This window comes from Streptomyces sp. XD-27 (assembly GCF_030553055.1).
Lineage (GTDB): Bacteria > Actinomycetota > Actinomycetes > Streptomycetales > Streptomycetaceae > Streptomyces.
The window spans coordinates 2309728-2323030 of sequence record NZ_CP130713.1 but is presented as its reverse complement, the minus strand read 5'-3'; the positions used below and the strand labels follow the sequence as shown (position 1 = coordinate 2323030).

Genomic DNA, 13303 nt, shown 5'->3' with positions numbered 1-13303 from the left:
GGCTGTCCGACGGGCCATCTGTGCCGTGCCACTAGGCCAGTAGTCAACTTTGACTACCCTGGGCTAGGGTGGCGGCATGGCTGAGAAGACGATTCCGATCCTGCCGTGCCGGACCATCCAGCCCGTTCTCGACTTCTACACGGCCCTCGGGTTCGAGGTGACCTTCCAGCAGAAGAGTCCCAACCCGTACGCGGCCGTCCAGCGCGGCGGCATACAGCTCCAGTTCTTCGGGATGAAGCACTACGAGCCGGCTGATTCGTTCAGTACGTGCTACGTCGTGACCGATGACGTCGATGCGTTGCACGAGGCCTTTCGGGCCCGGCTCAAGGCGGCGTACGGGAGGATCCCGACCCGCGGACTGCCGCGCATCGGGCCGCTCAAGGACATGTCATACGGCATGCGACAGTTCCTCATGACCGATCCGGGCGGCAACTGCATCCGCATCGGGCAGCAGACGAGCGACGACCAGCGCCACCGGCCCGCGCCCGAAGAGACCTTCTCCCGGGCCCTGCACCACGCCTCCCTCCTCGCGGACTCCAAGGAGGACCTGGCGGGGGCTGCGAAGATCATCGACCGGGTGCTGCGCCTTCCGGACGAGCGGCCCACGCCTGTGCAACTGCTTCGTCTGCTCGTGCTGCGGGCCGATGTCGCCGGGCGCCTCGATGACGAGGAGACCGCGACGTCCATGCTTGCCAAGGCCGCCGCGGTCCACCTCACCGCGGCGGAGCGGGAGTCCGTACGCGACGACCTTGAGCGCCTTGAGGAGCTGCGGGGCTAGGGATCGGCGGGTTGTCGACGGGGCAGGGGCGCGGGCGCGGGCACGCGGCGCGAGAGACACGGGAGCCGTACGGGACAATGGCCCCATGACCCTGTTCCGCGACGACGGCATCGTGCTGCGCACCCAGAAGCTCGGCGAGGCGGACCGGATCATCACGCTCCTCACCCGCGGCCACGGCCGTGTCCGGGCCGTGGCCCGCGGGGTGCGGCGTACGAAGTCGAAGTTCGGGGCCCGACTCGAGCCGTTCAGCCACGTCGACGTGCAGTTCTTCGCCCGTGGCAGCGACCTCGTCGGGCGCGGCCTGCCGCTCTGTACGCAGAGCGAGACCATCGCTCCGTACGGCAGCCGCATCGTCGCCGACTACGCCCGCTACACCGCCGGCACCGCCATGCTGGAGACGGCCGAGCGGTTCACCGACCACGAGGGCGAGCCCGCCGTACAGCAGTACCTGCTCCTCGTCGGCGGCTTGCGCACCCTCGCCGCCGGGGAGCACGAGCCCCACCTCGTACTGGACGCGTTCCTCCTCCGCTCCCTCGCCGTCAACGGCTACGCCCCGAGTTTCCGCGACTGCGCCAAGTGCGGCATGCCTGGTCCGAACCGATTCTTCTCGGTCGGAGCGGGCGGAGTGGTCTGCGGAGAGTGCCGCGTGCCCGGTAGCGTCGTACCCTCGGCGGAGTCGCTGACGCTGCTCGGCGCGCTGCTCACCGGGGACTGGGAGACGGCGGACGCGTGCGAGCCCCGGCACGCCCGGGAGGGCAGCGGGCTCGTGGCCGCCTATCTTCACTGGCACCTGGAGCGGGGACTGCGGTCCCTCCGATACGTAGAGAAATGACCACGTAACGACTGCCGACGTCACGACGTCGCACGTCGCCGACCTAGGAGACGAGACACCCGCAATGGCAGTACGCGGAATACTGGGCCGTCAGCGGCGCGAGTACCGGACGCCCGACCCGCACCCCTCCGGTGCCCGGCCGCCGAAGATCCCCGGCGAGCTGATCCCCAAGCACGTGGCGATCGTCATGGACGGCAACGGCCGCTGGGCGAAGCAGCGCGGGCTGCCGCGCACCGAGGGGCACAAGGTCGGCGAGGGCGTCGTCCTCGACGTGCTCAAGGGCTGCCTGGAGATGGGCGTCAAGAACCTGTCCCTCTACGCCTTCTCCACCGAGAACTGGAAGCGGTCCCCGGAAGAGGTCCGCTTCCTGATGAACTTCAACCGTGACGTCATCCGCCGCCGCCGCGACGAGATGGACGAGCTGGGCATCCGCATCCGCTGGACCGGCCGGATGCCCAAGCTGTGGAAGTCCGTGGTGCAGGAGCTCCAGGTGGCGCAGGAGCAGACCAAGGGCAACGACGCCATGACGCTGTACTTCTGCGTGAACTACGGCGGCCGGGCGGAGATCGCGGACGCGGCGCAGGCGATGGCGCGGGACGTGGCCTCGGGGCGGCTGGACCCGTCGAAGGTCAACGAGAAGACCCTGGCCAAGTATCTGTACTACCCGGACATGCCGGACGTGGACCTGTTCGTGCGGCCGTCGGGGGAGCAGCGCACCTCGAACTACCTGATCTGGCAGAGCGCGTACGCCGAGATGGTCTTCCAGGACGTGCTGTGGCCGGACTTCGACCGCCGGGACCTGTGGCGGGCCTGTCTGGAATACGCCTCACGTGACCGCCGCTTCGGTGGCGCGATCCCGAACGAGGAGCTGCTGAAGAAGGACGGCACGCCCGCCACGTCGGGCTGAGCACGGAACGAGACGCGGAGCGGAAAGAGTCACGGGCCGCGGCCGCCACGCCCCCGAGGCGCGGACGGTCGCGGCCCGTCACGTGTGAGGACGGCTGCCCGTCGGCGAGACGTTCGCGCCGAGGCGCAGCCCGTCGTACGTAACCCGGCTACGCCTTGTCCGTACGTAACCCGGCTACGCCTTGTCCGCCGCCGCGCAGTCGCCACACGTACCGAAGATCTCGATCGTGTGCGCGACGTCCACGAAGCCGTGGTCGGCGGCGATCGAGTCGGCCCAGCGCTCCACGGCCGGGCCCTCGACCTCGACGGCCTTGCCGCAGGACCGGCAGACCAGGTGATGGTGGTGATCGCCGCTGCTGCACCGGCGGTAGACGGCCTCGCCGTCCGTCGTGCGCAGGACGTCGACCTCGCCCGCGTCCGCCAGCGACTGGAGGGTGCGGTAGACCGTCGTCAGGCCGACCGAGTCGCCCCGGTGTTTGAGCATGTCGTGGAGCTCTTGCGCACTGCGGAACTCGTCCACCTCGTCCAGCGCGGCCGATACCGCCGCTCGCTGCCTGGTGGACCGGCCGCGTACTGGGGGATTCGCGGTCGCCACAGTTGCCTCCTTAAGCTCGCCCGCTCGGTGACCGCTCCGTCACCGTTCCGGTTTGCCCGGCCATTGTGCCAGGTGGCACTTGAAGCGCGGGCGCGCCGGGCTGGACCCGGGGTCCGGCCGCCACCGGCCGGACCCGTGGGCCCGGGGCCGGACCCATGGGTCCGGGCTAGACCTTCACGTCGTCCCCGGCGGACCGGTTTCCGGGAAGGGCCACCGAGTCCAGGGTGCACGACGCGGCGGGCGCGGCGGCCTGTCGGGCGCGTTTTCTGGCCAGGGGCGTGGCGATCGCGGTGAGCACCGCGAAGACGCCGATGGCCATGACGACGATGCTGGCGCCGGGCGGGACGTCCTCGTAGAACGAGAACACCGTCCCGGAGAGGGCGACGGTGACGCCGATGGCGATCGAGAGCACCAGCGTCACCGCGAAGCCCCGGGTGACCTGCTGGGCGGCGGCGACCGGGACCACCATCAGGGCGCTGACCAGCAGCAGGCCGACGACGCGCATGGCGACGGTGACGGTGACGGCGGCGGTGACCGCCAGCAGCAGGTTGAGCAGCAGCACCGGCAGGCCGGTGACCCGGGCGAACTCCTCGTCCTGGCAGACCGCGAACAGCTGCCGACGCAGCCCCAGGGTGATCAGCATCACGAAGCCCGCGAGGATGCTGATCGCCGTGACGTCCTCCGGCGAGACGGTGGTGATCGAGCCGAAGAGGTACGTGGTGAGGTTGGCGTTGGAGCCGGTCGGCGACAGGTTGATCAGCAGCACGCCGCCCGCCATGCCGCCGTAGAAGAGCATGGCCAGGGCGAGGTCGCCGCGGGTCTTGCCGTAGGAGCGGATCAGCTCCATCACGATCGCGCCGAGGGAGGCGACACCGACGGCGGTCCACACCGGGTTGGTGCCGGTGAGGAAGCCGAGCGCGACACCGGTCAGCGCGACATGGCCGATTCCGTCGCCCATGATCGCCTGGCGGCGCTGGACGAGGTAGATGCCGACGGCGGGTGCGGTGATGCCGACCAGGACGGCGGCGATCAGGGCCCGCTGCATGAAGGCGTAGTTCAGGATCTCCATCAGCTCAGCAGCCCTGTCCGGATCAGGTGGGCGTCGAGGCCCTCGTGCGGGTGTACGTGGTCGTGGCCGGGCAGCGCGTGCTGGCCGACCGCCTCCGGGGGCGGGCCGTCGTGCACGACGCAGCCGTCGCGCAGCACCACCGCGCGGTCGATCAGCGGCTCCAGCGGGCCCAGCTCGTGCAGCACGAGCAACACGGTGGCGCCGCCCGCGACCTGGGCGCGCAGGGTGTCCGCGAGCACCTGCTGGCTCTCGTGGTCCACGCCCGCCATCGGCTCGTCCATGATCAGCAGCTCGGGTTCGACGGCCAGCGCGCGGGCGATCAGCACGCGCTGGTGCTGACCGCCGGAGAGCGCGTTGACCGAGTCCTTGGCGCGGTCGGCCATGCCGACCAGCTCCAGGGCACGGTCGACCGCGGCCCGGTCCGGCTTGCGGGGCAGCCCCAGCCCGGTGCGGGCCAGCCGCCCCGCCGAGACCACCTCGCGGACGGTCGCGGGCACCCCGCTGGCCGCGGTGGTCCGCTGCGGTACGTACCCGATACGGGACCAGTCCCGGAAGCGGCGGCGCGGGACGCCGAACAGCTCCAGCGTGCCGCTGGTGAGCGGGACCCGGCCGACGACCGCGCGGACCGCGGTGGACTTCCCGGAGCCGTTCGCGCCGAGCAGCGCGACCACTTCGCCCTGCCGAACGGTGAGATCGACCCCTCGCAGGACGGGCCGTGATCCCAGTGAGGCCGTCGCCCCGCTCAGGGATATGACCGGCTCCTTCATGCTTGCCGCCTCCGTCTTCCGGTGTTGGTCGCCGCTTCCGGCACTGTCTGGCGCCTGGTGTGCTCGGCGCTCGCTGAACGACTTCGTGCTACTTCGCGCCGAGCGCCTGCTGCAGGGCCTTCAGGTTCGCGCGCTGGACGCCGAAGTAGTCGTCGCCCTTGGACTTGTCGCTGATGCCCTCGATGGGGTCGAGTACATCAGTCTTGAGGTGGAGGTCGCCCGCCAGGGTCTTGGCGGTCTTGTCGCTGGCCAGCGTCTCGAAGAAGACGGTGTTGACCTTGTCCTTCTTCGCCACGTCGTGCAGCTCCCGGATCCGGGCCGGGCTGGGCTCGGCCTCGGGGTCGAGGCCGGAGATCGCCTCCTGCTCCAGGCCGTACCGCTCGGCGAGGTAGCCGAAGGCGGCGTGGGTGGTGATGAACGTGTCCGAGGCGCGCTTGCGCAGCCCGTCCTTGAACTCCTTGTCGAGCGAGCCGAGCTCCTTGACCAGGGCCGCGGCGTTCTTCTTGTAGTCGGCGGCGTGGTCGGGGTCGGCCTTCTCCAGAGACTTGGCCACGCCCTTGGCGACCTCGGCGTACCTCACCGGGTCCAGCCAGACGTGCGGGTCGGCGGCGTCGCCCTCGTCGCCGTGCTCGTCGTGGCCCGCCTCCTCGTGGCCGTGCTCTTCCCCGCCGTGCTCCTCGCCGCCGTGGTCGTGGCCGTGGACGGCCGTGCCGTGGTTCTCCAAGGTGGTGAACGACGTGGCTTCGGCCACATTCTTCGGGTCGGCCTGCTCGATGGCCTCGTCGACGGAGGGCTGGACGCCCTTGAGGTAGACGACGAGCCCGGCCTCGCTCAGCGCGGCGGTCTGCTTGGGGCTGATCTCCAGGTCGTGCGGCTCGACGCCCGGCTTGGTCAGACCGCTGACGGAGACGTGGTCGCCGCCGATCCGCTCGGCCAGGAACTGCATGGGGTAGAACGACGCCACGACCTTGAGCTTGCCGTCCTGGGTCTTCCCCGAGGCGTCGTCGGAGCAGGCGGTGAGGGTGGTCAGGCCGAGGGCTACGGCTCCCGTGGCAGCGGCGGCGGGTATGAGGCGGCGTACGTTCATGACTCTCATTTTCAACAAAATTGGAAACCATTGTCAACAAGCGTGGTCAGCGGGCTTGTTCTTTCCATTCGATTTGATCCGAGGGGTGCGCGCGCCGGTAACCTGAATCATTCGCTTCGTCGTCATCAATGAAGAGAGCACCGTGGCCGCCGACAAGATCGACACCATCGTCAGCCTGAGCAAGCGCCGTGGCTTCGTCTACCCCTGCAGCGAGATCTACGGCGGACAGCGTGCCGCCTGGGACTACGGTCCGCTCGGTGTGGAGCTGAAGGAGAACATCAAGCGGCAGTGGTGGCGCTCCATGGTCACCTCGCGTGACGATGTCGTCGGCCTTGACTCCTCGGTGATCCTGGCCCGCGAGGTCTGGGAGGCATCCGGCCACGTGGCCACCTTCACCGACCCGCTCACCGAGTGCACCTCGTGCCACAAGCGGTTCCGCGCGGACCACCTCGAGGAGGCGTACGAGGCCAAGCACGGCAAGGCCCCGGCCAGCCTCGCTGACATCAACTGCCCGAACTGCGGCAACAAGGGCGCCTTCACCGAGCCCAAGCAGTTCTCCGGTCTGCTCTCCACGCACCTCGGCCCGACCCAGGACTCCGGCTCGGTCGCCTACCTGCGCCCGGAGACCGCCCAGGGCATCTTCACCAACTTCATGCAGGTGCAGCAGACCTCGCGCCGCAAGCCGCCGTTCGGCATCGCCCAGATCGGCAAGTCCTTCCGGAACGAGATCACGCCGGGCAACTTCATCTTCCGTACCCGCGAGTTCGAGCAGATGGAGATGGAGTTCTTCTGCAAGCCGGGTGAGGACGAGCACTGGCAGCAGTACTGGATGGACCAGCGCTGGAACTGGTACCGGGACCTCGGCCTGCGGGAGGAGAACATCCGCTGGTACGAGCACCCCAAGGAGAAGCTGTCCCACTACTCCAAGCGCACCGCCGACATCGAGTACCGCTTCAGCTTCGGCGGCTCGGAGTGGGGCGAGCTGGAGGGTGTGGCCAACCGCACCGACTACGACCTCAAGGCGCACTCCGCCGCGTCCGGCCAGGACCTGTCGTACTTCGACCAGGAGGCCGGCGAGCGCTGGACGCCGTACGTCATCGAGCCGGCGGCCGGTGTGGGCCGGGCGATGCTCGCCTTCATGCTCGACGCCTACATCGAGGACGAGGCGCCGAACGCCAAGGGCAAGATGGAGAAGCGCACCGTGATGCGCCTCGACCCCCGGCTGGCCCCGGTCAAGGTCGCCGTGCTGCCGCTGTCCCGTAACCCGGAGCTGTCCCCGAAGGCGAAGGGGCTCGCCACCGACCTGCGCAAGCTCTGGAACATCGAGTTCGACGACGCGGGCGCCATCGGCCGCCGCTACCGCCGCCAGGACGAGATCGGTACCCCGTTCTGCGTCACCGTCGACTTCGACACGCTGGAGGACAACGCGGTCACCGTGCGCGAGCGCGACACGATGAAGCAGGAGCGCGTGTCCCTGGACCAGATCCAGGCGTACCTGGGCGGCCGCCTCATCGGCTGCTGACGCCGCCTATTCGCGGCGGCCGACCGGCGCGGAGCGCGAGCCCCGCGCACACCGCCGCCAGCGGCAGCTCCGCACAGAGCGCCATCACGACGGCCGTGGCTAGCTCCCCGCTGGTCGCGGCCGTCGTCGTGTCGAACCAGGCGTCCACGACCAGGAGCGCGGCGGTGGCCGCCGCGGCGAGGCGCCAGCGGTCATCGCGGCGGCGGCGCAGCAGCCCGGTGGAGAGCAAGCCGAGAGACAACAGGGCGTCCAGGCCCACCCACGCTATGTTCCAGTGGGCGACCTCGGTCGTGGCGGGCAATGTCGCCGCCAGCGCGAACATCCACGGGACCAGCACCGCTCCCGACGCGAGGAACACGGTGTCGGGGCGAGGGAGCAGGCGCCGCCAGGCCGCCGTGACTCGGCGCGTGCGTGTACGGGGGCGCGGGCGTGAGTAGGAGCAACGGGCGGGCGGGGTGACACGCTCCACAAGCATGGTCATGGCGCTGACGTCCTTCCGAGTCGGGCTGATCGGGTACGTCCATCAGCCTCCTCGCCGCGAAGTCCCCAGTCGTTAGTGCCTGTTGCCGTCTTGGGGTGGAACTAGTTGCACCCCTGATTCGGATACTGGCTCCAGCGCGCCGCCGGCCGCCCAAGATCTAGTCTCGTCGCATGCAATCGCAACTCCCCGCCTTCCTGCGGCGTGCGCTCGACCGCGCCCGGCGGTCACCCGAGCTCGCCCGAGCGCGGCGAAACACGCTGGTCGGCGCTGCCGCCATATCGGCGCAGCTCCCGCTGCTGCTGGCGTTGGCGGCACCCTGGCTGGTGTACAACGCGACCTCCGCGCCGGCCATCATGCTCGCCGTCACCATCCCGCTCGTCGTCCCGGCCGTCGCCTCGCCCGTTCTCACGGTCGTGCAGCGACGCAGGTTCAAGGCGCTGCTGGACGTGGACATACCGCTGGGCGGCCCGTGGCGACGGCAGGTGCTCTACCACGTGTTGACGGGGCCGGCCGCGGCCTTCGGCGCGGCGCTGGCCTTCGTCCTGGGGATGATCGGCCTGGTGGCCGCGACCGTGTACATATGGATCTGGGCCCTGCCGGTGACCTGGCGGGTGGAGCACTACGGCTACTCGACGCAGGCCGCGTATGTCACCGCCGGCGGGCTGGCGCTGATAGCGCTCGCTACCTGGCTCCTGGGCACCCTCGTCCGTCTCGACACCCGCGCCGCCACGATGTTCCTGGGCCCCGACCCGGCCACGGCCCTGGAGCGCCGGGTGGAGAGCCTGCTCGACAGCCGGGCCGGCGCGGTGGAGGCGGCTGACGCCGAGCGCCGGCGCATCGAGCGCGATCTGCACGACGGCGCCCAGCAGCGACTGGTGTCCATGGCGGTCAACCTGGGACTGGCCAAGGCCACCCTCAAGGACCTGCCGGAGGATGCCCGCAAGGTGATCGACGAGGCGCACCGGGAGGCCAAGGACGCCATCGAGGAGCTGAGCAGTCTGGTGCGCGGGCTGCACCCGGCCGTCCTGGACGAGCGCGGTCTGGACGCCGCCCTCTCCGGTGTCGCCGCACGCGCCACCGTGCCGGTGCGTCTGCACGTCTATATGCCGGAGCGGGCCGCGCCCACCGTCGAGGCCGTCGCCTACTTCGTCGTGTGCGAGTCCCTCGCCAACATCGCCAAGCACACACAGGCGACGAAGGCCGAGGTGACGGTGGTGCGGACGGGAGACACTCTGCGGGTGACCGTTTCCGACGACGGGGTGGGCGGTGCCGACCCGGGCCGCGGCAGCGGCTTGACCGGTCTCGCGGGGCGCGTGGGGTCAGTGGATGGGACGTTCGAGGTCAGCAGCCCAGCCGGGGGCCCGACCGTGATTGCTGTGGAGCTGCCGTGCGTGCTGTGATCGCCGAGGACTCGGTCCTGCTGCGGATCGGTCTGGTCAAGGTCCTGCAGACCGCGGGCTTCGAGGTGATGGCGGAGGTCGGCGACGCCGAGGGCCTGCTGGCGGCGGTGGACGAGCACCAACCGGACCTCGCGCTGGCGGACGTGCGGATGCCGCCGGGCTTCGCCGACGAGGGGGTGCGGGCCGCGCTGCTCATCCGGCAGCGGTGGCCGAAGACGGCGGTGCTGCTGCTGTCGCAGTACGTGGAGGAGCGGTACGCGGCGGATCTGCTGTCCGCCCACACCAGCGGGATCGGCTATCTGCTCAAGCAACGCGTGGCGGACGTCGAGGAGTTCATCGGCGCGCTGCACCGGGTGGCGGGCGGTGGCACGGCCCTGGATCCGCAGGTGGTGGCGCAGTTGCTGGTGCGTCGCCACAGCGACCCGCTGGACCGGCTGACGGCACGGGAGAGAGACGTTCTGAAACTGATGGCGGAAGGGAGGTCCAACGCGGGGATCGCCGAGGCGCTGGTGGTGAGCGAGAGCGCTGTTGCCAAACACATCAGCAGCATCTTCGCCAAGCTCGATCTGCCGACGGCCGAAGCCGATCACCGCCGGGTGCTGGCGGTGCTGCGATTCCTGGGGGTGGGGTAGGTCGGGGCGGCTTCGGTGGGCCGCGGGCTTCGGCTCAGGCGCGGAGGCCGCGCAGGATCAGGTCGCAGACCGAGGTGAACGCGGTGTCGATGCCCGGCGCCGACCACTCCGCCGCGTACACCGGGTCGTGGAAGCGGCCGGTCGCGTCCCAGATGGCGCGCGCCGTGGCCGACGGGTCCGCCGCCGCGAACTCGCCCCGGGCGACGCCGTCTTCCACGATCGCCGCGATCTGGGCGACCATCGTGTCGATGTGCCGGGCCACGGTGCCACTGTTCTCGCCGACCAGAGCCATGTACGTGGCGAACAGCTCCGGGTCGTCGCCCGCCTTGCGGCGCTTGGCCGCGAACAGGGCGGCCAGCCAGCGACGGAGGCGCTCGGGAGCCGGGCCCTGGGCGGCCGCTATGCCCGACAGCTCGTCGTGCGCCTGGTCCAGCCAGCGTTCGGTGACCGCCTCGCGCAGTGCGGCCTTGGTGCGGAAGTGGCGGTAGACGCTGCCGTGGCTGACCCCGAGCGCGCGTGCCACGTCCACCACGGTGGCCTTGGCCGGGCCGTAGCGGCGCAGCACCTCCTCGGTGGCTTCGAGGACGCGTTCAGGGGTCAGGGCCTCGGGCGGCATCGGGTCGGTTACTTCCTCTCGCTGTCGAGGTGCGCCATCTGTGCGGCCGGGTAGCGCTCGCCCGCGGCGGCGCCCGCCGGGACGGCCTTCTCGATGGCGGCCAGGTCGTCCGCGTCGAGCGTAACCTCAAGCGCGCCGAGGGCTTCGGTCAGCCGGTCCCGGCGGCGGGCGCCGACCAGCGGGACGATGTCCTCTCCCTGGGCCAGTACCCAGGCGATGGCGATCTGCGCGACGGAGACGCCCCGGCCGTCGGCGACCTTGCGCAGCGCGTCGACGAGGTCGAGGTTGTGGGCCAGGTTGTCGCCGTTGAAGCGCGGGCTCATGCCGCGGAAGTCGTTCGCGCCCGGCTTGCGGTCCCGGCTCCAGTGGCCGCTGATCAGGCCGCGGGACAGCACGCCGTACGCGGTGACGGCGACGCCCAGCTCGCGGGCGGTGGGCAGGATCTCGTCCTCGATGCCGCGCGAGATCAGCGAGTACTCGATCTGGAGGTCGGTGATGGGGGCAACGGCGGCGGCCCGGCGCAGGGTCTCGGCGTTCACCTCGGACAGGCCGATGTGCCGCACGTGCCCGGCCTCGACCAGCTCGGTGATGGCGCCCACGGTCTCCTCGATGGGGACGTCCGGGTCGACGCGGGCGATGCGGTAGACGTCGATGTGGCCGGTGCCCAGCCGCTGGAGGGAGTAGGCGGCGAAGTTCTTCACCGCCGCCGGGCGGCCGTCGTAGCCGGACCAGCCGCCGTCCGGGTCGCGGAGGGCGCCGAACTTCACGCTGGTCAGAGCCTGTTCGCGGGCGGGCGCGGGGGCGGTACGCAGAGCCTCGCCGATGAGGATCTCGTTGTGGCCCATGCCGTAGAAGTCGCCGGTGTCCAGCAGGGTGATGCCCGCGTCGAGGGCGGCGTGGAGGGTGGCGATGGATTCGGCCCGGTCGGCGTCGCCGTACAGGGCGGACATGCCCATGCAGCCGAGGCCGAGGGCGGAGACCTGGGGGCCGGTGGTGCCGAGTGCGCGGTGCAGCACGGGAGCTCCTTGCAAAGAAATAGGGGTGCGGACACGGAGGTGTGCCCTTCCTCGGGGCGCTATCCAGAATGACCCATGGGCTGACAGATTTCAATATCTGTCAGTCCATTAGTGTCGCGCCGCGGAGGAGCTACGCCACGTGGCGCGGCAGCCGCAGGCTCAGGCCCACGGTCACCAGGACCGCCGCCACCTGCACCGCCAGCGTGGTGACCAGCGCGTTCCGCATCCCCGCCGACGGTTCCAGCGTCAGGAACAGCGTGCCCAGCGTCGCCACCCCCAGGGCCAGCGACGACTGCTGCGTGGTGACCATCACCCCACTGCCCACGCCGGCCCGCTCAGCGGGCACGTCCGCCAGCACGATCCGGAACAGCACCGGAAGCTGCAGCCCCTGGCCGAGCCCGGCCAGCGCCAGCCCCGGCATCAGCTCCCAGAACCCCAGGTCGGGCCAGCCGCGCAGTACCGTCACGGTCAGCAACGCCAGACCGGCGGCCTGGATCAGCCCGCCGACGGTGACCACCGCGCTGCCGAACCGGTTCACCAGCCGCGGTCCCGCCAGCGACACCACGAAGAACGCCAGCGCCATCGGGACCAGCGCCACCCCCGCCGCGACGGGCCCGAACCGCAGCCCCTGTTGAAGCGCCACCGCGATCACGAACATGAAGCCGCCGAAGCCGGTGGAGAACGGCACCACCAGCGCCAGACCGCGCCGCAGTCCCGGCAGCGCGAACAGGCTCGGCGGTACCAGGGGGACCCTGCCCGTCCGGTCCGCCCGCCGCTCCACGGCGAAGAACGCCGACGCCGCGAGCGGGAACAGCCCCAGCGACACCCACGTCCACACCGGCCAGCCCGCCGCCCGCCCCTCGGTCAGCGGCAACAGCAGCGTGACCAGGGCCGCCGCCAGCAGCACGGTGCCCGGTACGTCGACCGGCGCCGGCCGCTCCGACCGGGTCTCCGGGACCGTACGCGCCGCGAGCGCCAACCCGAGCAGCGCCACCGGAACGTTCACCAGGAAGACCGCGCGCCAGCCCGTCCCCAGCAGGTCCGCGGCGACCAGCAGCCCGCCCAGGATCTGCCCGACGACCATCGCCAGGCCGGCGGTGGCGCCGTACAGGCTCAGGCTGCGCGCCCGGCGCGGCCCGCTGGTCGTGGCCTGGATGGTGGCCAGCACCTGGGGGAGCAGCAGCGCGGCCGCCGCGCCCTGCGCCACCCGCGCGGCCACCAGGGTCCACGCGTCGGGTGCCAGCCCGCAGGCCAGTGAGGTGATCCCGAAGGCCGCCATGCCCGTGAGGAACAGCCGCCGGCGGCCGAAGGTGTCGCCCAACCGGCCGCCGAGCACCAGCAGTACGGCGTACGCGACGCCGTACCCGGCCACGACCAGTTCCAGCACGGCCGGGCTCGCACGCAGGTCCCGGCCCATCGCGGACAGGGCCACATTGACGATGAAGAAGTCGATCAGGGGCAGCGCGGCGCCGAGCAGCACGGTGGCCAGCCCCAGCGGGGTGAGCCCTCGCGCGGCCGCGGAGGCCGGGGGAGCGGATCGTACGGACGGGGTTTCCAGTCGGGTCATACTCACGGCATGGACGATGCCGGACCGCTCAAACG

Annotated in this window: 14 protein-coding genes; 6 read left to right on the top strand and 8 right to left on the bottom strand. The window is 70.8% G+C overall.

Annotated elements, in window-relative coordinates:
- The first annotated feature begins 76 nt into the window (after positions 1 to 76).
- The 3 genes from Q3Y56_RS10185 (at position 77) to Q3Y56_RS10175 (ending at position 2517) form a co-directional block, all read left to right on the top strand.
- Positions 77 to 778 (top strand): VOC family protein, encoded by a 702-nt coding sequence (locus Q3Y56_RS10185; protein ID WP_304461633.1) that lies wholly within the window; start codon positions 77 to 79, stop codon positions 776 to 778.
- A gap of 85 nt (positions 779 to 863) precedes the next feature.
- Positions 864 to 1610, top strand: a complete 747-nt coding sequence (gene recO, locus Q3Y56_RS10180; RefSeq protein WP_304461632.1) for a DNA repair protein RecO — start codon at positions 864 to 866, stop codon at positions 1608 to 1610.
- Positions 1611 to 1674: 64 nt separating this feature from the next.
- On the top strand, positions 1675 to 2517 hold the full coding sequence (locus tag Q3Y56_RS10175; protein WP_304461631.1) for an isoprenyl transferase: 843 nt from the start codon (positions 1675 to 1677) through the stop codon (positions 2515 to 2517).
- Between the two features lie 174 nt (positions 2518 to 2691).
- On the opposite strand, the gene Q3Y56_RS10170 is transcribed toward Q3Y56_RS10175, so the two are convergent.
- The 4 genes from Q3Y56_RS10170 to Q3Y56_RS10155 form a co-directional block, all read right to left on the bottom strand.
- Positions 2692 to 3111 carry a Fur family transcriptional regulator gene (locus tag Q3Y56_RS10170; protein ID WP_304461630.1) on the bottom strand — a complete coding sequence of 140 codons (420 nt, stop codon included), beginning with the start codon at positions 3109 to 3111 and terminating at the stop codon, positions 2692 to 2694.
- A 166-nt stretch (positions 3112 to 3277) separates the two neighbouring features.
- Complete coding sequence (locus Q3Y56_RS10165) at positions 3278 to 4180, bottom strand: metal ABC transporter permease (protein WP_304461629.1); 903 nt, start codon at positions 4178 to 4180, stop codon at positions 3278 to 3280.
- Positions 4180 to 4947, bottom strand: a complete 768-nt coding sequence (locus Q3Y56_RS10160) for a metal ABC transporter ATP-binding protein (RefSeq protein WP_304461628.1) — start codon at positions 4945 to 4947, stop codon at positions 4180 to 4182. Before Q3Y56_RS10160 ends, Q3Y56_RS10165 begins: the two co-directional genes overlap by 1 nt.
- Positions 4948 to 5035: 88 nt before the next feature.
- The gene (locus tag Q3Y56_RS10155; protein WP_304461627.1) at positions 5036 to 6034 is read right to left on the bottom strand and encodes a metal ABC transporter substrate-binding protein; all 999 of its coding nucleotides are present in this window, start codon (positions 6032 to 6034) and stop codon (positions 5036 to 5038) included.
- A gap of 142 nt (positions 6035 to 6176) precedes the next feature.
- Between Q3Y56_RS10155 and Q3Y56_RS10150 the strand changes: the two genes are divergently transcribed.
- Complete coding sequence (locus Q3Y56_RS10150) at positions 6177 to 7556, top strand: glycine--tRNA ligase (RefSeq protein WP_304461626.1); 1380 nt, start codon at positions 6177 to 6179, stop codon at positions 7554 to 7556.
- On the opposite strand, the gene Q3Y56_RS10145 is transcribed toward Q3Y56_RS10150, so the two are convergent.
- Complete coding sequence (locus tag Q3Y56_RS10145) at positions 7543 to 8037, bottom strand: hypothetical protein (protein WP_304461625.1); 495 nt, start codon at positions 8035 to 8037, stop codon at positions 7543 to 7545. The two genes, Q3Y56_RS10150 and Q3Y56_RS10145, sit on opposite strands and share 14 nt — an antisense overlap.
- 170 nt (positions 8038 to 8207) lie before the next feature.
- Between Q3Y56_RS10145 and Q3Y56_RS10140 the strand changes: the two genes are divergently transcribed.
- On the top strand, positions 8208 to 9437 hold the full coding sequence (locus tag Q3Y56_RS10140; RefSeq protein WP_304461624.1) for a sensor histidine kinase: 1230 nt from the start codon (positions 8208 to 8210) through the stop codon (positions 9435 to 9437).
- Positions 9425 to 10069 (top strand): response regulator transcription factor, encoded by a 645-nt coding sequence (locus Q3Y56_RS10135; protein WP_304461623.1) that lies wholly within the window; start codon positions 9425 to 9427, stop codon positions 10067 to 10069. The genes Q3Y56_RS10140 and Q3Y56_RS10135 overlap by 13 nt, the downstream gene beginning before the upstream one ends.
- 34 nt (positions 10070 to 10103) lie before the next feature.
- Here Q3Y56_RS10135 and Q3Y56_RS10130 read toward each other — a convergent pair whose 3' ends face one another.
- The 3 genes from Q3Y56_RS10130 to Q3Y56_RS10120 all read right to left on the bottom strand — a co-directional run bounded on the left by Q3Y56_RS10130 (position 10104) and on the right by Q3Y56_RS10120 (position 13268).
- Complete coding sequence (locus Q3Y56_RS10130) at positions 10104 to 10685, bottom strand: TetR family transcriptional regulator (protein WP_304461622.1); 582 nt, start codon at positions 10683 to 10685, stop codon at positions 10104 to 10106.
- Between the two features lie 8 nt (positions 10686 to 10693).
- The gene (locus Q3Y56_RS10125; protein ID WP_304461621.1) at positions 10694 to 11701 is read right to left on the bottom strand and encodes an aldo/keto reductase; all 1008 of its coding nucleotides are present in this window, start codon (positions 11699 to 11701) and stop codon (positions 10694 to 10696) included.
- Between the two features lie 130 nt (positions 11702 to 11831).
- Positions 11832 to 13268, bottom strand: a complete 1437-nt coding sequence (locus Q3Y56_RS10120) for an MFS transporter (RefSeq protein ID WP_304465536.1) — start codon at positions 13266 to 13268, stop codon at positions 11832 to 11834.
- Between the last annotated feature and the right edge of the window lie 35 nt (positions 13269 to 13303).

Bases quoted from the DNA above. Each gene is read 5' to 3' on its own strand.
- Q3Y56_RS10185 (WP_304461633.1), top strand. From the start codon at position 77: ATGGCTGAGAAGACGATTCCGATCCTGCCGTGCCGGACCATCCAGCCC.
- recO (WP_304461632.1), top strand. From the start codon at position 864: ATGACCCTGTTCCGCGACGACGGCATCGTGCTGCGCACCCAGAAGCTC.
- Q3Y56_RS10175 (WP_304461631.1), top strand. From the start codon at position 1,675: ATGGCAGTACGCGGAATACTGGGCCGTCAGCGGCGCGAGTACCGGACG.
- Q3Y56_RS10165 (WP_304461629.1), bottom strand. From the start codon at position 4,180: ATGGAGATCCTGAACTACGCCTTCATGCAGCGGGCCCTGATCGCCGCC.
- Q3Y56_RS10160 (WP_304461628.1), bottom strand. From the start codon at position 4,947: ATGAAGGAGCCGGTCATATCCCTGAGCGGGGCGACGGCCTCACTGGGA.
- Q3Y56_RS10155 (WP_304461627.1), bottom strand. From the start codon at position 6,034: ATGAACGTACGCCGCCTCATACCCGCCGCCGCTGCCACGGGAGCCGTA.
- Q3Y56_RS10145 (WP_304461625.1), bottom strand. From the start codon at position 8,037: ATGACCATGCTTGTGGAGCGTGTCACCCCGCCCGCCCGTTGCTCCTAC.
- Q3Y56_RS10140 (WP_304461624.1), top strand. From the start codon at position 8,208: ATGCAATCGCAACTCCCCGCCTTCCTGCGGCGTGCGCTCGACCGCGCC.
- Q3Y56_RS10130 (WP_304461622.1), bottom strand. From the start codon at position 10,685: ATGCCGCCCGAGGCCCTGACCCCTGAACGCGTCCTCGAAGCCACCGAG.
- Q3Y56_RS10120 (WP_304465536.1), bottom strand. From the start codon at position 13,268: ATGACCCGACTGGAAACCCCGTCCGTACGATCCGCTCCCCCGGCCTCC.